Raw genomic sequence first — 26,336 nt, 5'->3', positions numbered from 1 at the left:
TCTTCTTTAAAAAATTAGCAACACTGATCATAACGTTCTCTAATTACATTTAAGTTACGCAATTGCGAATCTTATCGCCATTGCAGAAAGCATATTTTTAATACAGGGAGGCATCCCGGCTTCGGAGATTATTATTGATTTATGTCCCTTCGTTTCTTCCGGGTTTTTCTGCTGTTCATGTTCGTTTCCGGACAGCCCAACTGTACGATTCCGGACAGTTTTTATGGGTCTAATCCTTCAAATACAGCGTTTTAGGGGCTTTTTTGCTGATGGCATATCATTTGTTCTACAAAAGCGAATATAATAACATCATGAAGAGAATATATCTTGGAGAGTTTGAAGAAATCGTTTTGCTGACCGTAGCCGTTTTGGGCGACGGGGCTTACGGGGTTTCTATTTCCGACGCCATCGAAGAGCAGACCGGACGATCGGCCAGCCTCAGTGCTGTTCATGCGGCACTGCACCGCCTTCAGGAAAAAAGCATGCTTCATTCCAGAATGGGAGAGGCCACTGCCGAACGCGGAGGCCGCCGGAAGCGGTTGTTTACCGTTACGGCCCTGGGCAACCGCACACTGAATGAAATCAGGACGGTCCGTAACAGGATGTGGGATTCTATTTCACCACAGAATTTCCCGGCAGTCAGTATATGATGAAGCAGCCTAATCCGCCTCACATGGCCGACCGCCTGCTGAAATGGTTCTGTGCTCCCCACTTGCTGGAGGAGATTCAGGGCGATCTGCATGAGCGTTTCGGGCAAAACGTGGAAGCGTTTGGAGAAAAGGCTGCCAGAAGAAAATATTATACCAGTGTGATTGGTTTTTTCAGACCATTTGCCATCAAAAGAAAAAAAGAGACTTATTACTCCAAACCGGTAAACAGTACAGATATGTTAAGAAGTTATTTTAAGATCGCTTTCAGAAACCTGGCTAAAAATAAGGTTTATGCTTCCATTAATATTGTAGGGTTGGCCATTGGCCTGGCTGCGGCGATGCTGATTCTGCTTTATACCAAAGATGAGATCAGCTATGATCAGTTTCATGCACAAAATCCGAATATTTACAGGATTGTTAACCGGTGGACAAACCCTGACGGAAGCCTTAAAAATGCTGATGGTAACACGGGTTCTTTGCCGGGACCGCGTTTTAAAGATAAAATACCTGAAATAGAAGCTTTTGTAAGGGTTAGAAGTGATTTCAGAAACATAAAAATGGGGACAGAAATCAAGAGTCAGGAGCTTCTTTATGCTGATGCCGGTTTCTTTTCAATGTTCTCTTTCCCTTTGTCTGCCGGCAATCCGGCCACAGCCCTTCAGAAACCTAATTCGGCTGTGATTTCGGAAGAACTGGCTGAGAAATATTTCGGAACAACGGATGTCCTGGGTAAAACCCTCGAGATGCTGGAAGACGGAAAGCCTGCTCCGGTGCTGATCACCGGGGTGTCCAAAAAATGCCCGCAGAACTCTACTCTGAAGTTTGATCTGCTGCTACCGATGCAGGTGAGCCAGGAGGAAATTCAGAACAAAGAAAACTGGTTCAGCTTTTACCTGAACACTTTTGTGCTGGTTCACCCGGCCTCTGATATCGCCAAAGTGGAGGCGAAAATGAAGCAGATTTATGAAGCAGATGCCAGGGATGCCATTAAATTGATGCTGGAGAAATATGATGTAAAGGAATCGGCCGCTTACCTGTTACAACCCTACACTGATATTCACCTTAATACCCAATACCAGGCCAGCAACGGGCTTTCCGATGCCAGCAACCCGATGTTTTCTTATATCCTGACCGGAATAAGCATCTTCATCCTGCTGATTGCCTGTATCAACTTTGTTAACCTCACAGTATCAAGGTCTTTGAAACGTGCCAAGGAAATAGGGTTGAGGAAAGTAGTGGGCGGAGACAGAAGTCAGCTGATTTTCCAGTTCCTGGGAGAGTCGTTCGGTTTGTGCTTTCTGGCTTTTGCTCTGGCTGTCGGTTTGGTTAATATGATTCTGCCTACGTTTAACCAGTTATCCAACAAAGCCCTTTCTTTTTCTTATCTGCTTGATATTCAGCTGATCATCGGGTATGTGGCAATCTTCCTGGTTACCAGTCTGATGGCCGGGTTTTATCCTGCGTATATTTTGTCGGGATTCGATCCTGTACAGACCTTATACAGCCGCTTCACTTTATCGGGGAAAAATTATCTGCAGAAGGGTTTGCTGACTTTGCAATTCGGCTTGGCTTCCTTCCTGATTATAGCTACCATGACCATTTATTCGCAGTTTAACTACCTTACCAACAAAGAGTTGGGTTATGATGATAAAAACCTGGTCATGGTAGATAAATGGCGGTTAAGCCGTAATGAAGCGAGGCTTTTTAAAAATGAATTGCTTAAAAATCCGGATATCCTGGGTTATGCTCCCAAAAATGGCGGAGGATGGGGCACTGTTGCTAAAATAAACGGGGACACCCAGATTAACTTCAGTTACGAAACAGTGGACGCCGAATTTTTGCCGATGCTGAAGATCCCGGTGATCCAGGGCAGAAATTTCTCTGCAGATTTTCCGGGAGATTCAAGCCAGTCGGTAATTGTCAATGAATCGTTTGTCAAAAAAGCAGGCTGGAAAAACCCGGTCGGGCAGGACGTGAGATTCTTTGTGGGGGAATCAGACCAGGTTTACAAGGTAATCGGGGTGACAAAAGACTATCACTACGATGCCCTGAATCAGAAAATCGGTTCCCAGCTGTTTACGATGAAGTCTCAGAATGAATATGGAGTAAGTTATATCAAGATCAAACCCAATACCGAGCAATCAAGCCTGGCTTACATCGAAAAAACATTCAAAAAACTCTTTCCTGTCCATTCATACAGTTACCGCTTTAAGGATGTGGAAAATCTGAAAAACTACGAATCAGAGGCTAAATGGAAGCAGATTCTGCTGTTTGGTACACTGCTGACGATATTCATTTCATGTATGGGCCTGTTTGGTCTGGCGACGCTTTCAGCCGAAAGACGAACCAAGGAAATCGGTATCCGCAAAGTGCTGGGGGCTTCTATCGGAAGTATTGTACAGCTGCTTTCCACTGATTTTTTGAAACTGGTGAGTTTTTCACTGGTGGTAGCTTTTCCGCTGGCCTATTATGCCACGCAACAATGGCTGAGTAACTATCCCTACCAGGTGCCGTTCAATGTCTGGATTTTTGTGCTCACCGCTGTGGCTACTATAGGGTTGGTATTGCTGACGGTCGGTTATCAATCAGTCAGGGCGGCTTTGATGAACCCGGTGAAGACGCTGAAGAGTGAGTGATAGAATGTCTGAATGATGAATGAGTGAGTGACAGAATGATGAATGAGTGATTTGTGAATGGTCTGAAAAAATTAAAAGCTTAAGGCTTACCAGTTAAAGCCAAGGAAAATGCCAAAGAACCCTCAACCACCCCAATGGGCCAGTCGTCTGCTCGAATGGTTTTGTGCAGACCATTTGCTGGAAGAGATACAGGGAGATCTGGAAGAGCGGTTTCTGCGGAATGTTGATCTGTTCGGAGAGCAATCCGCAAAAAGGCAGTATGCAGTTAGTGTGCTGGGGTTTATCAGACCCTTTGCCCTGAAAAATGAGAAAAGTCCGGTACCCTTATATACACAAATTATGATAAGCAATTACTTTAAAATCGCCCTGAGAAACCTGCTGAAACACAAAGGTTACTCTTTTATTAACATTTTCGGACTGGCCACCGGGATGGCAGTGACCATGCTCATCGGTCTGTGGGTGCATGATGAATTGTCCTATGACAAGTCATTTAAAAACTATGACCGCCTGGGACAGCTGTGGCAGTTTGTGACATTTGATGTCGAAAAATCTTCCTACACCGTATTGCCGATTCCCCTGGCAAAGGAGTTAAGGACAAAATACCCTGACGTGGAGGCTGTGAGTCTTTCTTCCAACAACCTCTCGCTTATCCTGGATGCCGGGGAAAAGAAAATGGAAAGGAAAGGTAATTATGTAGAACCATTTTTCACAGATATGCTGTCCGTGAACATGATTTCAGGATCAAAGGACGGTCTGAAAGATGTAAACTCGGTGCTGCTTTCCGAATCCAGTGCTGAAGCCTTATTCGGGGACGAAGACCCTTTGAATAAAATCATAAAGATAGATAACAAAGCCAGTGTTAAAGTGGCAGGGGTGTATAAGGACTTTCCTTTTAATACTTCCTTCAATGACGTGTCGTTTCTTCTGCCCTGGAGTTTGTATGAGGCCACAAATCCTTATGTAAAGAGTGTGACTGACGCCTGGGACGACAATTCTTTCCAGATTTTTGTCCAGCTGAAGACCGGGGCTGATTTCGAGGCTTTATCTTCTAAAATCCGTGATATCCGGATGAAAATGAACAATCCGCCTTCTTACAAACCTGAATTTTTTATCCACCCTATGAGCCGGTGGCATCTTTATTCTGAATTTAAAAATGGCCTGAATACGGGAGGGCTTATCCAGTTTGTATGGCTATTCGGCATCATCGGCGGGTTCGTTCTGCTCCTGGCTTGCATCAATTTTATGAACCTGAGCACGGCCAGGTCTGAAAAGAGAGCCAAAGAAGTGGGGATCCGGAAAGCCGTGGGATCTGTCAGGACTCAACTGGTCATGCAGTTTTTCAGCGAGTCGCTGATGGTTGTTCTCCTCTCATTCATCCTTTCACTGATCATCGTTCAGCTTAGCCTTCCGCTATTCAATGAAGTGGCTGCTAAGCAAATAAGGATTTTATGGGAAAATCCTCTTTTCTGGATCGCCGGACTTGGTTTTACTTTGCTGACGAGCGTGATTTCCGGTAGTTACCCGGCCTTATACCTGTCTTCTTTTCAGGCTGTAAAGGTGCTAAAAGGAACTTTCAGAGTGGGCCGTTTTGCGGCGGTTCCCAGGAAAGTACTGGTGGTTATGCAATTTACAGTATCGGTCACACTCATCATAGGCACGGTTATCGTTTTCAGACAGATTCAGCATGTTAAAAATCTGGAGGTCGGATACAACCGGCAGGGCATCATTGAGGTCAGGTTGAATACGCCTGAGTTGCAGGGGCATTATGATGAGCTAAGGACAGATCTTCTTGAAACCGGGGCAGTGGTTGAAGTGGCGGAATCTGTAGGGTCTATTACAGGAAGCGGCGGACTTACCACTAATTTTTCATGGAAGGGCAAGGAACCGGATTCCAGGCCATTGCTGATGGGCAACAATGTCACGCACGATTATGGAAAAACGATTGGCTGGGAAATAGTACAGGGCAGGGATTTCTCAAGAAATTACAGCACAGATTCTTCAGCCGTTATTCTGAGTGAAGCTACGCTGAAACTTACGGGTTTCAAAAATCCGCTGGAAGAGATTGTTACACACCAGGGAAAACCTCTTAAAGTCATCGGTATTGTCAAAGACATCATCAAAGAATCTCCTTTCCAGGAAATCAAACCGGCTTTTTATGTCATTAATTATAAGGCGGTAGATATGATCATGGTCAGGCTATCTGAAGGAATGCCCGTTTCGACAGCCCTTGAAAAAGTAGCAGATGTTTTCAGGAAGCATAACCCTTCCAGCCCATTCATGTACAATTTTGTGGATGTTCAGTATGGTAAAAAATTCAAAGAAGAAGAACGCATCGGTAAGCTGTCATTGTTTTTTACCATCCTCGCCGTCATGATTTCCTGCCTGGGTTTATTCGGTCTGGCGTCTTTTATTGCGGAACAACGTACCAAAGAAATTGGTGTCAGAAAAGTACTTGGGGCCTCGGTCCTGAACCTTTGGGGATTGCTTTCCAGGGATTTTCTGATCCTGGTAACCATTTCCCTTTTCATCGCCTCGCCTCTTGCTTATTATTTTATGAATAAATGGATCGAAGGGTATGTCATCAAAACGGACATTACCTGGTGGATTTTTGTGGGCTCCGGGGCAGGAGCTTTGCTGATCTCACTGCTAACAGTAAGTTTTCAGGCCATCAAAGCAGCATTAATGAACCCGGTGAGGTCTTTGAGGAGTGAGTGATGGAATGAGTGAATGATAGAGTGATAGAATAATAGAGTGATAGAATGAATGAATTGTGATTTGTTCAGGAAAATAAAAAGCTTGTCGCTTAAAAAGAGAAAAAACGATGCTGAAAAGAACTCAACCACCCCGGTGGGCCGCTCGTCTGCTCGAATGGTTTTGTTCAGATGATTGGCTGGAAGAGATACAGGGAGATCTGGAAGAGCGGTTTCTGAGGAATGTGGATTTGTTTGGAGAACGTTCCGCAAAAAGGCAGTATGTAGCACAAGTTTTCGGGTTTGTGAGGCGGTTTGCCTGGAGAGATAAAAAGAGTTCGACACCTTTACAGATGAAAATGATGATAAGCAATTACTTTAAAATCGCATGGCGGAACCTGGTTCGCAGTAAATCTTTTTCAGCTATTAATATTTCAGGGCTTGCCCTGGGAATGGCCTCGGCTATCCTGATTTTCCTTTGGATTGAGGATGAAAAAAGTATCGGGACACATTATAAAAATACTTCTGACCTTTACAGGATCATGGAGAGGGAGTTTACAGACGGCAAAATAGTGGCTGATGAAGACACACCCGGCTTACTTGCTGATGAACTGAAAAGACAGTTCCCTGAGATTATTTATGCTGCCGGTCTTTCATCTTCCGAGTCACACGTTCTGACGGCCGGTAATAAAACAACCCGCCAAAGAGGAAATTTCGCAGGAGAAGACTGGCTCAAAATGTATGAAATCCCACTGTTGGCAGGAACATATTCAGCTCTTAAATCCCCTGGAAGCATTGCTGTGTCCAGAAAGTTGGCAGAAACATACTTTTCTGATCCGGAGAAAGCTTTTGGGCAAGCCATAAGGTTTGGTAATGGAAAGGATTACCAGATTACGGCTGTCTATGAGGACCTTCCGGCTCAGGCTCCTGATAAATATGAATTTTTATTGAACTGGGACGACTACCTTTCAAGAGAAAAGTGGCTGAAAGAGTGGACCAATTTTGGTCCTGGCACCCGTATTCTTCTCCGGTCAGATGCTGACCCGAAACAGGTGAATGCCAGGCTTAAGTGGTTTTTGAAAGGCCTGAACAAGGATTTCAGCTCAGGATATTTTGTCAACCTCTTTCTGATGGCCGAGAAAGACGCCTATCTTCATTCTAATTTCAAAGACGGGTATCTTGACGGAGGCCGCATAGATTATGTTCGTCTTCTGGCCATAATTGCCGTGTTTTTACTGCTGATCGCTACCATTAATTTTATGAATCTGGCTACTGCAAGGTCTGTTAAAAGAGCCAGGGAAGTAGGTGTGAGAAAAGTGGTAGGGGCAGACAGAGGGCTGCTGATCGGGCAATTTATAGGAGAGGCCGTTTTATTAACCGCCATGGCTACCGTTGTGGCCATTGCCCTGGTATATTTTATTCTTCCTTTCTTTAATCAACTGACGGATAAACAGTTGTTTTTGCCGTTTGGGAAACCCGTTTTCTGGTTTTATATGGCGGGTTTACTGATTTTTACGGGCTTGCTGGCAGGCAGTTATCCGGCGTTCTTTTTATCCTCCCTGAATCCGGTAAAGATACTGAAAGGCACATTACGTTTCGGAAGCGGGGCGAAGCTGTTCAGACGGGGACTGGTGGTTTTTCAATTTGTTTTATCCATGCTGCTGATCGTAGGTACGGCGGTGGTGTACAGACAACTTCAGTACTTGCAAACCAAAAACCTCGGCTATAATCGTGAAAACCTGATCAGTATACCTCTTGAAGGTGAACTGAGTAGTAAGTACGATATTTTTAAGGAAGATTTGTTAAGGCAAAGCGGGATCCAATCGGTAACGTTTATGCACACATCCCCGCTCAACAACGGTAATACTACAGAAGGCGTCAGCTGGCCTGGTAAAAGCCCGGCAGCTGTTATTTCATTCCATAATACGGCAACAGGGTACGATTTTGCCAAAACCATGAAAGTGAAATTTAAAGACGGCCGGGATTTCAATAAGGCATTTGCGACAGATTCAAGCAGTTACATCATCAATGAAACGGCTGCAAAGAAAATAGGATATAAAAATCCTGTCGGCCAGCCTTTGACGTTCTGGGATAAGCCCGGAAAAATAGTGGGTCTTGTAGAAGACTTTCACTTTAACTCGCTGCATGATCCCATCCGCCCTTTGATCATCCGCCTGGCTGAATGGAAGGCTGGGAGCATACTCGTCAGGACAGAACCCGGGCAAACTAAAGAGGCATTGTCGGGCCTTGAGGCAGTGTATAAAAAAATAAACCCCAGGTTCCCTTTTACCTATTCTTTTGTAGACGAAGGGTATCAGAAACTTTACAAAAGTGAAAGTATTGTAGGTGTATTGGCCACCATTTTTGCCGGCCTTGCTATTTTTATCGCATGCCTGGGGCTATTTGGCCTTGCTGCTTTCACGGCAGAGCAACGCATCAAGAAAATCGGGGTCAGGAAAGTACTCGGTGCCTCTGTGTCCGGCATTGTAGCCATGCTTTCTCAGGATTTTCTCAGACTTGTGGTTGTGGCTATTCTCATTGCCTCACCGCTGGCCTGGTATGTGATGAGCCGATGGCTGGAGAATTTTGCCTATAAAGTAGATATGAGCTGGCTGGTCTTTGTGCTTTCCGGTTTGCTGGTGGCTTTTATCGGCTTACTCACCATAAGTTATCAAAGTATCAAAGCAGCGTTAATGAACCCGGTAAAGTCTTTGAAGAGTGAATGATAGAATGATGAATGATAGAATGAGTGGATTGTCAAAAAAAGAAAAGCTTACTGCTTAAGGTAAAAAATAATGATAAAAAGAACCCAACCGCCCCGATGGGCCAGCCGATTGCTAGAATGGTTTTGTGCAGACCATTTGCTGGAGGAAATCCGGGGTGACCTGGAAGAGCGGTTTCAGAAGAATGCGGCTTTGTTCGGAGAGCGTTCGGCAAAAAGAGAATATGTGGCCAATGTGCTGGGATTTATGCGGCCCTTTGCCTGGAAAGAAAAAAGTTCAACACCCTTATATACTCAGATTATGATTAGCAATTATTTTAAAATCGCCTTCAGAAACCTTGTAAAACACAAAGGTTATTCCTCCATCAACATCGTCGGTCTAGCTACTGGCATGACGGTAGCCATACTCATCGGCCTGTGGATTTATGATGAGTTATCGTATGACAAATACCACAAAAATTATGACCGGGTGGCCCAGTTATTACAGTATCAGACGTCTAACGGCAATGAATTCGCCGAGGTGGCCATGCCGTTTCCTTTGGGTCCGGAACTGAAAAATAAATACGGCAGTCACTTCAAGTATTTGTCCATGGCCACATGGACAGGGGACAACATCCTTTCATTCGGGGATAAAAAGATGAACAAAAAAGGAAATTTTATGGAGCCGGATTTTCCTAAACTGGCCTCTCTTAAGATGATTCATGGCTCGGAAGACGGGCTAAAGGAACAAAATTCAATATTACTTTCAGAATCAACGGCAAAGGCCCTTTTCGGAGAAACGGACCCGGTCAATCAACTGATGAAAATCAATAACAAACTGGATGTCAGGGTAACCGGGGTTTATGAAGACCTGCCGTATAACACAGAATTCAGGGAACTTGAATTTATATCTACCTGGGCTCTTTTTGTGTCATCAGAACCCTGGGTACAAAGGGCCCGTGATCAGAACCAATGGGGCAATAATTCATTCCAGATTTTCGCCCAGATTGCTGACAACACAGATTTCGAAACTGTCAACAAAGCGATCCTCAATGCAAAGCTGAATAATGTAGCAGACGATGAAAAAAAATACAAAGCTAAAATCCAGCTTCACCCGATGTCTGAATGGCACCTGCGGTCAAACTGGGAAAATGGGATCCAGACCGGCGGAGCTATAGAATATGTGTGGTTGTTTGGTGTGGTGGGCGTGTTTGTGCTGATCCTAGCCTGCATCAATTTCATGAACCTCAGTACCGCTAGGTCTGAAAAGAGGGCCAAGGAAGTAGGCATCCGTAAGGCCATAGGTTCAGTGCGTGGTCAGCTTATCTCGCAGTTCTTCAGCGAGTCGCTGCTGGTGGTGCTGATCGCCTTCGCATTGTCGCTGGTGATGGTACAGCTGAGCCTTTCCTGGTTCAATGAAGTGGCTGATAAGAAAATCGAAATATTGTGGACAAATCCGTTTTTCTGGATAGCCGGAATCGGTTTCAGCCTTTTCACAGGCCTGATCGCCGGAAGTTACCCGGCACTCTACCTGTCTTCTTTCCAGCCGGTGAAGGTACTGAAAGGTACTTTTAAAGCAGGGCGTTTTGCTTCCATGCCCCGCAAAGCCCTCGTTGTGCTGCAGTTTACGGTATCGGTTACGCTGATCATTGGTACCATCATTGTGTACAGACAGATACAACACTCCAAAAACCGCCCGGTGGGATACAACAGGGATGGTCTTGTGATGATACAGATGTCTTCTCCCGACTTTTACGGAAAATTTGATCTCCTGAGAAACGAACTTAAAAGTTCAGGAGCGGTGGAAGAAATGGTGGAATGTTCCAGTCCGCTTACCGGTGTGTGGTCTAACAGCGGAGGGTTTCAGTGGCAGGGCAAGGATCCTGAGCTTGATGCTGACTTCGCAACCGTCTGGGTAACCCATGATTTTGGTAAAACAGTTGGGTGGGAATTTAAAGAGGGCAGGGATTTCTCCCGCGATTTTTCTACGGATACTTCGGCAATTGTGCTTAACGAAGCTGCTGTACGGTTTATGGGCATTAAAGATCCGGTAGGACAGACGGTCAAATGGGGAAGTGATAAAGATGCCCCAAACTTCAAAATAGTCGGGGTGATCAGGGATATGCTGATGGATTCGCCGTATGAACCAGTGAAACAGGCCGTTTATATGCTGAGTCCTCACAATGTCAACTGGATTGTTCTTAAGCTCAATCCTGCTAAAAGTGCCTCTGAATCTTTAGCCGGAGCAGAGAAGGTCTTCAAAAAACTGATTCCTGCCGCTCCGTTTGATTACAAGTTTGCGAGTACTGAGTTTGCCTCCAAATTTGATGCAGAAGTGAGGATAGGAAAACTGGCGTCGGTGTTTGCTGGTTTGGCTATCTTTATCAGTTGTCTCGGCTTATTCGGTCTCGCTTCTTTTGTGGCGGAGCAACGCACCAAGGAGATCGGTGTCAGGAAAGTGCTCGGAGCATCGGTATTCAACCTCTGGAAGTTGCTGTCGAAGGACTTTGTCATGCTTGTACTGATCTCATTGTTTATTGCTATTCCCGTCGCGTGGTATTTCATGAACGACTGGCTTCAGAAATATGATTACAGAACGGATATATCCTGGTGGATTTTTGCGGTGGCGGGTGTGGGATCTTTATTCATTACCCTGCTGACCGTAAGCTACCAGGCCATCAAAGCGGCACTGATGAACCCGGTGAAAACGCTGAAGAGTGAATAGGGGTAAACAATAAGCTATTAACTATTTAGCTGTTAGAGAAGAGTCATTGCATGCGAGGATTGTTTGCCGCACTGATTTGTAATAAGAGAATTATTAAATAAAAACAGGGACGTTGCAAGCGACGTCCCTATGGAGAAGAAAATACCTTTTTCCGTTTTCCCTTCTCCTTTTTCCGGAATAAAATGCCAACCCAACCACCCCGTCTGGCCGACCGTTTTCTCGAATGGTTCTGTGCTTCCCACCTGCTGGAAGAAGTACAGGGCGATTTGCATGAGCGTTTTCAGCGGGATGTGAAGCTGTTTGGAGAGCCGTTTGCCAGGCGGAGGTATTTCTGGTGTGTACTCGCATTTTTCAGGCCGTTTGCCCTGAAAAACAAGAAACAAAATGATTATTCAACCCCTTTACTCAGCATAGATATGATTAGGAATTATTTCAAGATCGCCTGGCGGAATCTTCTGAAAAACAAGAGTTATTCTGCTATCAATATCGGTGGGCTCGCTATGGGAATGGCCGTGGCCATGCTCATCGGTTTATGGGTTTATGATGAGTTGTCCTATAATAAATACCATAAAAATTATGATCGGATTGCCCAGTTGATGCAAAATCAGGTGGTTAACGGTGAGGTGGATGTCAACACATCTGTGCCGTTCCCGTTTGTTAATGAGCTGAAAAGTAACTATTCGGAGCATTTTAAACACATAGTTCCGGTGACGCACCCCGGAGAGCATATCATTACTACCGGTGAAAACACTTTTTCGCTGACCGGGCAGTTTGTTGGAAAGGAAGCCCCTGAAATGTTTACTTTAAAGATGCTCAAAGGTTCATGGGACGGTTTAAGCGATCAGCAGTCTGTTTTGCTTTCTGCTTCTGCTGCCGCAACATTGTTCGGGGAAGAAAATCCTTTAAACAAATCCCTGGAAATAGACAAGAATCAGGTCAAAGTCACAGGTGTTTATGAGGATATCCCTCAGAACTCGTTTCTTCATAATGTCAGCTTTCTGTCCTCCTGGGACTATTTCCTGGCTATGAACCCTTATATGAGTAAGAAGCTGTGGGACAACCACGCTTTGTGGATGTATGCAGAGATAAAGCCCGGAACCGACTTCAAAAAAGTGAGTGCAGCGATAAAGGACTCTGAGCTAAATGTGATCAGGAACATGGACAATATGAAAGAGGAGGCGGCCACCAATCCTCAGATGTGGCTGAACCCGATGTCGGACTGGCACTTATATTCTGATTTTAAAAACGGTATTCCTGACCGCGGCCCTGTGCAGTACATCTGGCTGGTAGGACTGATCGGCTTTTTTGTGTTGCTGCTGGCCTGCATTAACTTCATGAATCTGAGCACTGCAAGATCTGAAAAACGGGCTAAGGAAGTGGGTATCCGGAAGGCCGTAGGGTCATTGAGAAGCCAGCTGATCAGTCAATTTTTCAGTGAGTCTTTCCTGGTCGTGTTTCTGGCTTTTATCATAAGTATTGTCCTGGTAACGGCGTCATTAACCTGGTTTAATAATCTTGCTGCCAAGCAAACGACCATCCCGTGGAGCAATATGTACTTCTGGATATTTAACCTGAGTTTTATTTTAATCACCGGTTTGCTGGCGGGTAGTTATCCCGCATTTTACCTGACGTCATTCCAGCCGGTTAAAGTGCTGAAAGGCAACACAGTGCAGTTGGGCCGCTTTGCTTCCATGCCGAGGAAAGTGCTGGTGGCTATGCAGTTTACCGTGTCTATTACACTGGTTATCTGCACGGCTATTGTTTATAGCCAGGTACAGTTCGCTAAAAACCGGCCTGTAGGATATTCCAGGAACGGTCTGATGATGATAGAGATAAAATCGGCAGACTTTGCCGCCAAATCAGAGCTGCTGAGGGCCGAATTGAAAAATACAGGTGTAGTGCTGGAAACGGCCTTGTCCCAAAGCCCGGCCACCGGAGTCTGGAGTGCTAATGAGGGTTTTAAATGGCAGGGGAATCAGCAGGGGAAAGACAGGTTTGCCACACTGACTGTTTCGCCTGAATATGCCAAAACTGTAGGGTGGGAGTTTGTGGCAGGCAGGAATTTTTCAAAAGAACTCGCCTCGGATTCTTCAGGATTTGTCATCAATGAAACCGCCGCCAGTTTGATGGGTTTAAAATACCCGGTCGGAGAAACGGTAAACTGGAAAAGCAAGTGGATGACCGGGGATATTCAGAAACCTTTCAAAATCATCGGAGTGGTAAAAGACATGGTCATGGAATCGCCTTTTGCTGAAATTAAACCCACTGTCTTTTTTATGTACGGAGATCCGAACTGGCTCAATGTTAAGCTGAATCCTGAGGTAAGTGCTGCAGTGGCTGTTCCGAAAATCGGAGAGGTTTTTAAAAAGGTACTCCCGGCTGTACCATTTGATTACAAATTTGCTGACGTGGAATATGCCGCTAAGTTTAAGGCAGAAGAAAGGATAGGTAAACTTTCGGGCTTTTTTGCTTCTCTCGCGATCCTGATATCCTGCCTGGGTTTATTCGGACTGGCTTCATTTGTAGCCGAACAGCGTACCAAAGAAATTGGCATCCGCAAGATACTGGGTGCATCGGTGATGAATCTGTGGCAGATGCTTTCCCGGGATTTTATGGCACTTGTACTTATTTCGAGTATTATTTCTACTCCGATCGCCTGGTATGCCATGCAAAACTGGCTGGCCGGTTATGATTATCATACAGAAATTTCCTGGTTGATTTTTGTGGTTACGGCGGCCGGTGCTTTGGTCATCACTTTGTTGACGGTAAGCTACCAGGCCATCAAAGCCGCACTGATGAACCCGGTGAAAACGCTGAAGAGTGAGTAAGATAATTTTGAATTCCCGTCCGGCCTGAATTTGCCCGGACGGGGTGAAATAAACCATCTTTTAGTGAAAATGAAAATAACATTTTTAACCATTGTATCAACCCTGTTGTTGATGTTGCCTGCAGAGGCTCAAAAATCATCAGAGAGGATTGCCGTTACCGCAAAGCGGATGATTGATGTCCGTTCGGGTAAAGAAATCACGGATGCAGTCATATTCATCGAAAAAAATAAGATCGTGAATGTGGGTTCAGGCCTCAGCATTCCCGACAGTGTACAGGTGATTGCCCTGGGCGATGTGACGCTTTTACCCGGACTTATTGACGCCCATACACACCTGCTTCACCAGTATTATGCAAAATATGGTGACGACAACTCGAACAGGCTTTTGGAAATGGTTCAGCTCGGGCCTGCCAGAAGGGCCTTACTCGGTGCAAGGCTGGCACGTGAAATGCTGGAGGCAGGTTTTACATCTGTGCGTGATCTGGGAAATGCAGGCATCAATGCCGACATTGCGTTAAGAGATGCCATTAAGAACGGGGATGTGCCCGGGCCCCGCATGTTTGTTTCGACCCGGGCTCTTGCTCCGGTAGGGGGACAGTTCCAATCCGTTACGCCGGAAGCCCAGCAGCTGATAGGTCAGGAATATATTCAGATAAGCGGAGTAGAAGAAGCCAGGAAGGCCGTGCGTCAGGCCGTTTATGAGGGTGCCGATTGCATTAAGGTAATCGCCAATTCAGGTGCACGCAGGTTGTCTTCTGAGGAAATGAAAGTTATTGTTGAGGAAGCAAAGCGGGCCAACCTGCCTGTGGCGGCACACGCTACAGACGGAGACGGTCCTTCGATGACGGCTGTTGAGGCGGGTGTAAGCTCCATTGAACACGGCTATACCATTTCTGAAGCCGTACTTAACCTGATGGCAAAAAAGAATATTTTCCTGGTTCCTACAGATGCTTCGGGTGTTACAAGATACCAGGACAGGATAAAAAGGGCTTTAAAAGCAGGGGTAAGGATTGCTATAGGATCGGATATTTATTACGAGTTTCCGGGAATGACGCGGGGCCAGGCCAGCATAGGAATGTATAAAACTTATGTGGCATCGGGAATGAGCAATATGGAGATATTGCGTGCTTCAACCCTTAATCCGGCGGATTTAATAGGAAGCAATTCCATAGGCACTATTGAAGCCGGTCGGTTTGCGGATATTATTGCGGTTAAGGGAAATCCGCTAAATGACATCGGCGTTTTGGAAGGAGTAGTTTTTGTCATGAAAGATGGCAAGGTTTATAAGCAGACATTGCACTGACCTCTGTAAGAAATTCAAAAGACAGAGGAAAGCAGAGCCATTGCACGTAAAGTCTTTTCGCAGCATTGATTTGTAATAAGAGAATTGTTAAATAAAATAGAGGACGTTGCTTACAACTTCCTTGTGGAGAAGAAAAATACCTTTGTCCTTTTTTCCTTCTCCTTTTTCCGGAATAAAATGCCAACCCAACCACCCCGTTTCGCCGACCGTTTTCTTGAATGGTTCTGTGCTTCCCATCTGCTGGAGGAAGTGCAGGGTGATTTGTATGAACGTTTTCAGCGGGATGTGAAATTGTTTGGGGAGAGGTCGGCCAGGCGGCAGTATTTGTGGAGTGTACTTGCCTTTTTCAGGCCTTTTGCTTTGAAAAAGAAAACAAATAATGACTATTCAAACCCTTTACTTCAAATGAATATGATACGGAATTATTTTAAAATCGCGTTCAGAAACCTGCTCCGTTACAAAGGGTATTCACTGATCAACATCCTGGGACTCACAGCGGGGATGACCGTGGCCATGCTGATCGGGCTGTGGATTTATGACGAAATGACTTTCGATCATTATCACGAAAATCATGACCGCATTGCCCAGGTCATGCAGCACCGTACCATGAACGGGGAAATCGAATCCGCTGTTGCGGTTTCGATTCCGGTCGGAGAGGAGTTGTCCAAAACTTATCCGGCTGATTTTGATGACGTGGTGATGTCCTCATGGACCACCCGGTACAACCTGGCCTTCGGCGACAGTAAAATAACCCGGCAGGGAAATTTCATGTCACCCGCAGCTCCTGACTTGCTGTCTCTTAAAATGACAGCCGGCACAAAATCCGGATTGAAAGAACAGAACTCCATTTTACTTTCGACCACCCTGGCAAAAGCCCTTTTCGGAGACCTTAACCCGATCGATAAAATTGTAAAAGTAAACAATAAGCTGGACGTAAAAGTGACAGGTATTTATGAAGATCTGCCTTATAATACAACCTTCAGAGACGTAAGGTTTATCCTGCCCTGGGATCTGTTAGTGTCTACTTCCGACTGGATCAGAGCAGCCCGCGACAACCATGAATGGAGTAATAATTCATTCCGGATTTTTGTGAAGCTCAGCAAAAATGCCGACGCGGAGCTCGTTTCAGAAAAGATCAGGTACATGAAAAAGGGCAGAACCGAAGCCGACGAAGCTTTATCAAATCCGGAAATCTCTCTGCACCCGATGAACAGGTGGCACTTGTATTCTGAATGGAAAAATGGGCTCAATAATGGCGGAAGAATCCAGTTTGTCTGGCTTTTCGGAGCCATCGGGGTGTTTGTGCTTATCCTGGCCTGTATCAATTTTATGAACCTCAGTACCGCCAGGTCGGAGAAAAGGGCCAAAGAAGTGGGCATCAGGAAAGCCGTAGGGTCACTCCGGGAACAATTGATCACCCAGTTTTTTACAGAATCCCTCCTGATATCTTTTATAGCGTTTATCTTGTCCCTGGTCATTGTCTGGCTTTCTTTATCCGTTTTCAATGATGTGGCTGACAAGCAAATGAATATGTTATGGTCCAATCCTTATTTCTGGATCGCCGGTCTTGGGTTTACTTTCCTGACAGGGCTTCTGGCCGGAAGTTACCCGGCATTTTATCTCTCTTCTTTTCAGCCGCTTGCCACCCTCAAAGGTACTTTCAAGGCCGGAAGGTTCGCTGCTGTTCCCAGAAAAGTGCTCGTGGTTACGCAGTTTACTGTTTCTATCGTTCTCATCATCGGCACGGCGGTGGTTTACAAGCAGATACTTTTTGCCAAAAACCGCCCCATCGGTTATGACCGCAACGGCCTGGTAAGCGTTCACCTCAATACGAAAGACATCCACAAACATTTTGAGGTAGTGAAAGATGAGCTGGTAAAAACCGGAACGATACTGGATATGGCAGAATCGGCGAGTCCGGCCACCGATGTGTTCTCCAACAACATAGATTTTGACTGGGAAGGCAAAGACCCGGCTTTTCAGGCAGATTTTGCCACCATTGGCGTCTCCCATGATTTCGGAAACACCGTAGGCTGGAAATTTGCCGACGGAAGAGACTTCTCAAAAAACTTTTCAACAGATTCTGCCGGTTTTGTGCTCAACGAAACCGCAGTGAAATTTATGGGCTTAAAAGACCCGGTAGGAAAAACAATCAGGTGGGAAGACAGGAGCTTCAAAGTCATCGGTGTGATAAAAGACATGCTCATGAGTTCGCCTTTTGAACCTGTCAAGCAGACCATATACTTTATTGCTCCGAGAGGGGGAAACTTTATCACCCTGCGTATCCATCCTCATTTATCAGCAGACCAGGCCCTGAAAAACATGGAAGCGGTTTTTAAGAAACATGACCCTTCCTCTCCGTTTACGTATGATTTTGTCGATGATGAATATGAATTCAAGTTTGCAGCAGAAGAACAGATCGGAAAGCTTGCGGCCTTCTTCTCTTCACTCGCCATTTTTATCTCCTGCCTTGGTTTATTCGGACTTTCGTCTTTTGTGGCAGAACAAAGGACCAAGGAAATCGGGGTAAGGAAAGTCCTCGGAGCCTCAGTTTTTAACCTCTGGAGCTTATTGTCGCGGGATTTCGTCATACTGGTTTTCATTTCATTGTGTATCGCCGTCCCGGTGTCATGGTACTATATGGAAGAATGGCTCCAGCGATACATTTACCGGACCAGTCTTTCCTGGTGGATTTTTGCTTTAACCGGTGCAGGAGCTTTACTGATTACCCTGTTGACCATAAGCTTCCAAAGCATCAAAGCCGCGATGATGAACCCCGTGAAGTCGCTGAAGAGCGAGTAGCTATTAGCTGTTGGCTATTTAGCGTTTAGTGAGGTAGAGACGTTGCATGCAACGTCTGTTCAAAATATATTAGAAAAAAATTAATTAAATAAAATCCGAGACGTTGCCTGCGATGTCGGTGCAGAGAGGAAAAATACTTTGTCCGTTTTTCTTTCTCCTTTTTCCAGAGTAAAATGCCAACCAAACCCAACCCACCCCGGCTTGCCGACCGTTTCCTCGAATGGTTCTGTGCTTCTCATCTTCTGGAAGAGGTGCAGGGCGATCTGCATGAACGCTTTCAACGGGACGTCGGCCTGTTTGGTGAGCGGTTGGCAAAACGGCAATATTATTGGAGCGTCCTTGGTTTTTTCAGGCCTTTTGCCTTAAAAAAGAAAGAAGATAGTGATTATTCAAACCCATTACTCCATATAGATATGATTAGGAATTATTTCAAAATCGCCTGGCGTAATCTGTTGAAAGAACGCCAGTTTACTTTACTTAACCTGGCAGGTCTGTCAACCGGCCTGGCTTGCACCTTGCTGATTTATCTTTGGGTGCAGGACGAACGGCAGATAGACAAATTCAATGAAAAAGATGAGCAGCTTTACCAGGTCATGGCCAATCATTTTCATGAAGACAGGATTGAGACCATACCTAACACCGCCGGACTTCTTGCCGAAGCAATGAAATCGGAGATGCCCGAAATTGAGCATGCTGCCACGGTGCTGCCTGCTTCCTGGTTTTCAAACAAAGGGATCATCAGCTTAGGAGAGACCCACCTGAAAGCCGGAGGGCAGTTTGTCAGTAAGGACTTCTTTAATGTGATGACCTGCCCGATGGTGCAGGGAGATGCCGGCGAACTGTTTGCAGGCAAAACAACCATAGCGGTTTCAGAAAGTATGGCTTCGAAGTTGTTTGGCTCTGAAAAAAATGTCGTGGGGAAATCCATCAAATGGAACAACGGAGAGTTCAGCGGCATGTACAACATCGGCGGTGTGTTTAAAGATGTACCGGTAAATGCCGCTGAAAAATATGACGTACTGTTCAACTTTGATTTGTTTGTTGAAAAACGTCCGGGTATGAAAGAATGGGGCAACAGCGACCCCGGCACCTACCTGGTCCTGAAAAAGGGAACAGAGGTGGAGAAATTCAACAGCAAGATCAGGCACTATCTGAAATCGAAAGGTAAAGGAATGACCACACAGTTATTTGCCGTTAAATATTCGAATAAGTATCTGCACGGACAATTTGAAAACGGTGTGCAGGCAGGAGGAAGGATCACTTATGTAAAGCTTTTTTCTGTCATCGCTGTTTTTATTCTTGTGATCGCCTGTATCAATTTCATGAACCTGTCGACCGCCAAAGCCTCCGGAAGAATGAAAGAAGTAGGCATCAAAAAAGTAATAGGAGCACACCGCAGTTCCCTTGTGATACAGTACCTCGGAGAGTCCCTGATGATGGCATTCCTTTCCCTCATCCTCGCGGGTGTCCTTTTATTGCTGATATTGCCGCAATTCAATAACCTCACCGGCAAACAGATCAGTCTTGGGTTTGACCTTAACCTTATCCTTTCTGTGTCCGGTATTACATTGCTCACCGGGTTACTGGCCGGGAGTTATCCTGCCCTGTACCTGTCCGGGTTTAATCCCACAGCTGTGTTGAAGGGCAAACTCAGGACCTCCGTCGGAGAACTGATGGTGAGAAAAGGGCTGGTCATTTTCCAGTTTTCAGTTTCGGTAATATTCATTGTATCTGTTCTTGTGGTTTATCAGCAGATTGACTATATACAAACCAAAAACCTGGGTTATAACCGCGACAACATTATTCACTTCGAGATCCCTTTCGAAATGGATCCGGCCAATCTCAAAGCTGCCGAAACCTTCCTCGGTGAAATCAGGAATATACCCGGTGTTGTCAGTGCATCCAGTTATTCCCATAACCTGACCGGTGATCACGGCTCCATTTCCGATTTCCACTGGCCGGGCAAAGCAGAAGGCAAAACCATTGATTTTGCCAACCTGGAAGTGGGTTACAATTTTATCGAAACTGCAGGGATACAACTGAAAGAAGGCCGTAGTTTTTCGCCCAACCAGAATGCCGGCAATGAGATCGTTTTTAATGAAGCGGCCATTAAAAGCATGGGTTTGAAAGACCCCGTAGGCAAAAACATTAAATTCTGGGGCAACGAAAGGCAGATTGTCGGGGTTGTCAAAAACTTTAATTTCGAATCTTTATATGAAACGGTGAAGCCCTGCTTCTTCCAGGTTTACCCGGTGATGCCTAACATCATGGTCAAAATCAGCGGAGGTTCTGAAGTCCAGACCATCGCCAGGGTAGAAAAAGCATTTCAGGATTTTCACAAAGGTCACCCCTTTGAGTACCAGTTTCTGGATGAAAATTATAAAGCCCTGTACGCTTCAGAACGCAGGGTAGGCATATTGTCAAGGTATTTTGCGGGCTTAGCGATCATTATTTCATGCCTCGGATTATTCGGACTGGCCACCTTTACGGCCCAGAGAAGACAAAAGGAAATCGGTATCCGTAAAGTGGTGGGGGCGTCTGTGGGTAATGTGGCCGCTTTGTTGTCGGCTGATTTTCTCAAACTCGTGTTGATCGCTATGGTCATTGCTTTTCCGCTGATAGGGTGGGGCATGAAAGAATGGCTCAGCAATTTCGCCTATCACATAGACCTTGATATGAAGGTATTTGTGTTGTCGGCCGTTGCTATCATTGTTCTGGCCATGTTTACCGTAGGCTATCAGGCTATCAAAGCCGCCCTCATGAACCCGGTGAAAACACTGAAGAGTGAGTGATGGAATGATACAATTTTGAATGACAGAATTTTAAATGATAGAATCTCGGATGCATGTTTTGAAGGAAGAAAGAATAGTAGAGGTCTTGCCTGCGACGTCTGTTTTTTGAAGAATCAGCGGATAAACACAAAATAGATAATCCTTAGATACGAACGGCCGTTCGTATCTAAGGATTGATATCGTCTGTACTGACCGTTGTTCACCATTCCACTTCCATCTCCAGTAAGGCATAGTTGAGGGTCTTCCCGTGAGGGTCAATGGCCAGCGAAGTCGTTACCCCACCGGATAAAGCTTCCTCGCAAACGAACAGCAGCGATGAAATATTAGGCATTTCATAGCGGATAACCTTGCCTTTGACAATGGATTTCAGGTGTTCTTTTACTTTTTCAGCTGTTACTTTTTCAATCAGGGCCGGGTAGTCTGATTCTTCAAATGGGATCAGGGATAACATCAGGGTGTTGCCTTTGTCCCCGGCACGGCTGTGGGCTATGTTGTACAATTTCGTCTTCATGATTCAAAAACAGAAAATGATGGATGAATACTTTTCCGGTCCATCAGTATGGACTGTACCCCGATGATCTCATTCACAGATTTTCTCACCCCGCCACCACCTGAGGGGCCGTTGGTATACAAAGCCTCTGTTTCTTCGCCGATCAGGGCAGCAATGTCTGCTGAATCTGCCATGCCGGAAATTCTCAGGCGGACTTCATAGGAAGCGGGATGATCCTGACTGATACCCGGATGACCTGAATGTCTACCTATATAATCGATGCGAAGATTGTCGGGGAATGCACCTTTCAATCTTAAACTGATGATTCCGGCAGCCATTTCTGCCCTTTCCATCGCGAACGTCCCGGCATACAAAATTTCTCCTTCGCCCATAAAACCGGCGTGATAACCTACGCTGACTTTCAGCTGATCTGGTTTTGATGATCCGCCGCCGCCGCTTACCTTCACACGGTCTTCTGAAATCTGATTCAGAGAGACCGAGGTAAAATCGGCCGAAACATCAGGCGTGAGGTAGGCATGCGGGTTAAGCACTTCGTAGAGCAATTGTTCCTTAACCGTTGCCAGGCTGATCAGCCCGCCGGTGCCTTCCACTTTCCCGATCACCGAAGTGCCGTCTTCATAAACATCGGCAAACGGATGTCCCAGGATTTCCAGGCCTGGAACCACCTTTTTAACTCCATCGGCAAAATACCCGCCCGTCACCTGGCCTGCACATTCCATTAAATGTCCTGTAACGGTAGCCTTTCCGATCAGTTCTGTATCTTCGTAAGTCCAGCCGAACTCATGCATCAGCGGTGCCACCACCAGCGACGGATCCGCCACCCTTCCTGTAATGACCACATCCGCCCCAGCCTCCAGGGCGGGTAGGATACTGTCAGCTCCGAGGTAAGCATTGGCCGAAATGATCTTGCCAAAACTGCTGAGGGGCTTACCTGATTCCAGGGTGGTTTCGTTTCCTGTGATCCGGGAAAGCACATCGTCACCTGTCACGGCAGCCACTTTCACTCTAATGTTATTTCTTACTGCAATATCAATGATTTTCTGCGAAGCGGCTATGGCGTTGGCTGCTCCCATATTGGTGATCAGTCTGATCCCTTTTTCTTTGATGACCGGCAAAAGGATTTCCATCCGCCGCTCCAGTAAAGGATCGTAACCTTTTGACGGATCTGCCAGCTTTCTTTTCTGAGCCAGGGCTATGGTCCTTTCTGCCAGGCATTCCAGCACCAGGTAGTTTATTGCTCCTTTCCGGGCTAATATTTCAGCAGGTTCGAGGCGATCACCGGAAAAACCCGCTCCGGCTCCGATCCTTATTTTTTTCAGTTCTTTCATAGCAGGTGAATGGCCCCGGTAATCAAAGCCGTTAAAGTCATCAGAAACGTAGTCATAAAGGCCCATTTGAAGGTAAACTTCTGATGGTCGGATAACTCAACCTCCGAAAGCCCGACCAGTACAAAGGTGGAGGCCGTGAGCGGGCTCAGGGGAAAACCTACCGTCATCTGTCCCAGGATAGCCGCCCTGCCTACCTCGATGGGATTAAGTCCGTAATGAATGGCCGCTTCTTTTAATACAGGCAACACCCCGAAATAATAAGCGTCAGGCGTAAAAACAAAACTCAGGGGCATACTCGTTACCCCTACCAACACAGGCAGATAGCCCGCATGTTCAGAAGGAATAAGCGTCACCAGCGACTGAGCCATGGCGTCAATCATTTTGGTGCCGGTCAGTATCCCCGAAAAAACACCTGCCGCAAAAATCATCACCGACACAAAGAAGACATTGGAAGCATGCTCCTGCAACCTCTTTTTCTGATCAGCCTGTGAAGGGTAGTTGACCAGCATCGCCACTGAAAACCCGATGATGAACAAAGCCGATGGAGGTAGCAGGGCCATGATCAGACAGAAAATCAAAGAAATTGTCAGCACCGCATTGAGCAGGATCAGTTTAGGCCTGCGGCTCAGTTTCTGAGATTCGGTCAGTTCGTCAGCGTGTTTATAGTCAAGATGGATAATGCCCAGCCTTTTACGTTCTTTCTTGCCCAGCCACCAAGCTACCCCCAGCACCCAGAGAATGCCGGTAATCATCGAAGGAAGCACTGGGACAAGTAAGCCCGAGGCGTCTGTCTGCATGACCTGCAAAGCCCTGGCCATGGTACCCGACCACGGAACGAGGTGCATCACTCCCGCACTTAAAGCCACAATACACGGAAGAAGAAGCCGGTTCATGCCCAGTCTTTTGTAAATAGGGAGCAAAGCCGAAATCGTGATCATGAACGTGGCCGTACCGTCACCGTCCAGGTGAACAATCATGGTCAGCAGGGCTGTGCCCAGGGTTATTTTTAAAGGATCGCCCTTAGCCAGGTGGATGATGCCCGAGATCACCGGATCAAAAAGGCCCGCATCGATCATCAGGGCAAAGTACAGGACAGCAAAGATCAGCAGGATACCCGTAGGGGCCACCTGCTTAATGCCCGTAACGATCATGTCGCCGATGGCCTGCAACTCAAAACCTCCGACCAGGGCAAAAAACACCGGGATCATGATCAGGGACAACAACACCGAAAGCTTTTTGGTGATCACCAGCACAAGGAACAGGGCGATGGTCAGAAAACCTAATAATGCCAGCATGGTTACCTATTGTTTTTTGGTTTGAAGAACCTTCTGGAAAAACAAAAGGTGGTATGGCAATGCGTTTTCCCAATAAGCCCAGTCATGCTTGCCCGGCCTCTCGATATAGTCATGAGGCGTACCGTTGGCGGTCAGGAGCTTATGCATCTCACGGTTCGGTTCGATCAGGAAATCATCTACACCGCAGTCCAGGATGAGGTGAAGACCTGCAGTTTTGATTTGGTCGGTCATCGTTATCAGGTTAAATCCCGGATAAAACGGGCCTGCTTCTTCGCGTTCTCCGATCATTTTTTTAAAGTTCTCAATACGGATTTTCGCAAAATCCGGCGTCACTTTCCAGGTAGCCGGGTTGATATTCATCACGCCGCTCATGCTTCCGGCGGCACAGTAAAGGTCCGGATGTTTGGTGGCAATATAAACCGCACCATGTCCTCCCATGGACAAGCCCGTGATCACGCGGCCTTCCCGTGCACGGATGGTGCGGTAGCTGTTATCCACCTTCTCTCTCACTTCTTTGGAGATGAAGGTTTCGTACTGACTTTCTTTCAGCAGCGGACTGTCGAAATAGTAACTGGAAGCCCCGCCGTCAGGCGTCACAATGATGACGTCAAATAAATCTGCCATCCGCGACACCAGCGTTTTATCAGGTGTTTGCTGCGTCCAGTTTTTGTAATTACCGCTTCCGCCGTGAAGCAGGTAAACCACCGGGTAATTCTTTTTTGAATGTCCGTAGTTTTGCGGAGTAATAACTACCGCTTTCAGGGTTTTATTCATGGCTGCACTCTGTATTTCCAGGGTATCTGCCCCGGCAGCCCGGGCCTTTTGCCCGGCGATCAACAGGATGAAAAAGTAAAGCAGGATGAAACGGATATTTTTCATAGGGGTATATTTAATAGGTATGACCTGGATTAACCGTGGCAAGAATTTTACTGAAATACAGCACATGATAGGGCAGAGAGTTCTCCCAGTACGGCCACGAATGCCCGCCAGGTCTTTCTGAGTAATCATGAGGTGTATTGTTGAATACCAGTCTGCGGTGAAGTTCACGGTTGGGTTCGACCAGGAAATCGTCGGTACCGCAATCAAAGATCAGACTTACACCGTTGGTTTTCATTTTATCGGCCATCTGGATAACAGAATAGGGATCATATGTTTTAGGGTCTGTGGCATAAGACCCGATGATCCCGTCAAAGGCCTTTCTGATATTGGCGGTAGCGTCCTGGGGAAGTTTCCATGCTTGCATGTCGGGATTAAGTGCTCCACTCATACTTCCTGCGGCAATGAACAACTCCGGATATTTTCCGGACAGGTACAAAGCCCCGTAGCCACCCATCGAAAGTCCTGTGATCACCCGTCCGTTCCTGGAAGCGATCGTCCGGTAAGTTTTATCGATCTTGCTGATGACGTCTTTAACAATATAAGACTCAAACTGGCTGTTCTTATCTACCGGGCTGTCGATGTAATAACTGAAAACCTCACCTTCCGGCATAACAATCACCAGGTTGTATCGGTCGGCCAGTTGCTGTACCAGGTTTTTGTCGGGTGTTTTAGACAGCCAGTCATCAAAATGCCCGAAGCCGCCGTGCAGCAGATAGAGCACCGGGTACGATTTCGTACTCCCTGCATAAGACGCCGGAAGTGTCACCGCTGCTTTATAGGCTTTCTTCATTTTAACAGAGGCTATTTCAATGGTATCGGTTTTTGCCCATGCAACATGACTTGCCAGGAAGATAATAAAACAGATCAGGAGATTTTTTTTCATTTGTTTAAGGTTGATTGTTCAGAATTTCATGTTTTAAAGCATGCGATGCCGCAAAGCACAGGATTCACTTGGTCGTTCACCCGAATTTCAGTAGTTTTAATTCCGGGTTACATGTCAGTGTTTTATGGACGGACGAATCCCCGTGATAAATGCCACCGCATTTTCCAAAAGTATAAAAGGCCGGCAATTTATTGCTGTTTTTGACTTATGAAATGCATTCCGGAAATTCAGTCTTAATTTCTGGAATTCGTTAATTGTTTGTTATTTAGTGAGTTATATAAAAAAGTGCAGAACGTCTGAAGCTGCTCATCCAG

General features: G+C 46.1%; 14 protein-coding genes. 9 read left to right on the top strand and 5 right to left on the bottom strand.

Annotated elements, in window-relative coordinates:
• Window positions 1-311: 311 nt before the first annotated feature.
• The 9 genes from GVN16_RS19255 to GVN16_RS19215 all read left to right on the top strand — a co-directional run bounded on the left by GVN16_RS19255 (window position 312) and on the right by GVN16_RS19215 (window position 21,126).
• Window positions 312-650, top strand: a complete 339-nt coding sequence (locus GVN16_RS19255) for a PadR family transcriptional regulator (RefSeq protein WP_166565565.1) — start codon at window positions 312-314, stop codon at window positions 648-650.
• Window positions 647-3,286, top strand: coding sequence for an ABC transporter permease (locus GVN16_RS19250; protein WP_166565564.1), 2,640 nt, complete (start codon window positions 647-649; stop codon window positions 3,284-3,286). The genes GVN16_RS19255 and GVN16_RS19250 overlap by 4 nt, the downstream gene beginning before the upstream one ends.
• Before the next feature lie 108 nt (window positions 3,287-3,394).
• A complete protein-coding gene (locus tag GVN16_RS19245; RefSeq protein ID WP_166565563.1) occupies window positions 3,395-6,001 on the top strand; it encodes an ABC transporter permease in 2,607 nt (868 codons plus the stop codon).
• 106 nt (window positions 6,002-6,107) lie between these two features.
• Window positions 6,108-8,702 carry an ABC transporter permease gene (locus GVN16_RS19240; protein ID WP_229244245.1) on the top strand — a complete coding sequence of 865 codons (2,595 nt, stop codon included), beginning with the start codon at window positions 6,108-6,110 and terminating at the stop codon, window positions 8,700-8,702.
• 69 nt (window positions 8,703-8,771) lie between these two features.
• A complete protein-coding gene (locus GVN16_RS19235) occupies window positions 8,772-11,402 on the top strand; it encodes an ABC transporter permease (RefSeq protein WP_166565562.1) in 2,631 nt (876 codons plus the stop codon).
• A gap of 182 nt (window positions 11,403-11,584) precedes the next feature.
• On the top strand, window positions 11,585-14,230 hold the full coding sequence (locus GVN16_RS19230) for an ABC transporter permease (protein WP_166565561.1): 2,646 nt from the start codon (window positions 11,585-11,587) through the stop codon (window positions 14,228-14,230).
• A 69-nt stretch (window positions 14,231-14,299) separates the two neighbouring features.
• Window positions 14,300-15,532 carry an amidohydrolase family protein gene (locus GVN16_RS19225; RefSeq protein ID WP_166565560.1) on the top strand — a complete coding sequence of 411 codons (1,233 nt, stop codon included), beginning with the start codon at window positions 14,300-14,302 and terminating at the stop codon, window positions 15,530-15,532.
• 177 nt (window positions 15,533-15,709) lie between these two features.
• Window positions 15,710-18,334 (top strand): ABC transporter permease, encoded by a 2,625-nt coding sequence (locus GVN16_RS19220; protein ID WP_166565559.1) that lies wholly within the window; start codon window positions 15,710-15,712, stop codon window positions 18,332-18,334.
• Between the two features lie 173 nt (window positions 18,335-18,507).
• Window positions 18,508-21,126 carry a permease prefix domain 2-containing transporter gene (locus tag GVN16_RS19215; RefSeq protein ID WP_229244243.1) on the top strand — a complete coding sequence of 873 codons (2,619 nt, stop codon included), beginning with the start codon at window positions 18,508-18,510 and terminating at the stop codon, window positions 21,124-21,126.
• Between the two features lie 199 nt (window positions 21,127-21,325).
• Here GVN16_RS19215 and GVN16_RS19210 read toward each other — a convergent pair whose 3' ends face one another.
• From GVN16_RS19210 to GVN16_RS19190, 5 genes are read right to left on the bottom strand one after another with little or no spacing between them, the layout of a single operon-like run.
• Entirely contained in the window at window positions 21,326-21,637 is a 312-nt protein-coding gene (locus GVN16_RS19210) for a hypothetical protein (protein WP_166565558.1), read from the bottom strand.
• Window positions 21,634-22,965: an acyclic terpene utilization AtuA family protein gene (locus GVN16_RS19205; protein ID WP_166565557.1), complete on the bottom strand. Its 1,332-nt coding sequence runs from the start codon at window positions 22,963-22,965 to the stop codon at window positions 21,634-21,636. Before GVN16_RS19205 ends, GVN16_RS19210 begins: the two co-directional genes overlap by 4 nt.
• Window positions 22,962-24,260: a CitMHS family transporter gene (locus tag GVN16_RS19200; protein ID WP_166565556.1), complete on the bottom strand. Its 1,299-nt coding sequence runs from the start codon at window positions 24,258-24,260 to the stop codon at window positions 22,962-22,964. Before GVN16_RS19200 ends, GVN16_RS19205 begins: the two co-directional genes overlap by 4 nt.
• A 6-nt stretch (window positions 24,261-24,266) precedes the next feature.
• A complete protein-coding gene (locus tag GVN16_RS19195) occupies window positions 24,267-25,139 on the bottom strand; it encodes an alpha/beta hydrolase family protein (RefSeq protein WP_166565555.1) in 873 nt (290 codons plus the stop codon).
• 10 nt (window positions 25,140-25,149) lie between these two features.
• On the bottom strand, window positions 25,150-26,022 hold the full coding sequence (locus tag GVN16_RS19190) for an alpha/beta hydrolase family protein (protein ID WP_166565554.1): 873 nt from the start codon (window positions 26,020-26,022) through the stop codon (window positions 25,150-25,152).
• Between the last annotated feature and the right edge of the window lie 314 nt (window positions 26,023-26,336).

Source organism: Emticicia sp. CRIBPO, from assembly GCF_009905725.1.
GTDB lineage: Bacteria > Bacteroidota > Bacteroidia > Cytophagales > Spirosomataceae > Leadbetterella.
Note: the sequence above shows the minus strand (reverse complement) of the source record. Positions and strands in the feature narration are given on the sequence as shown.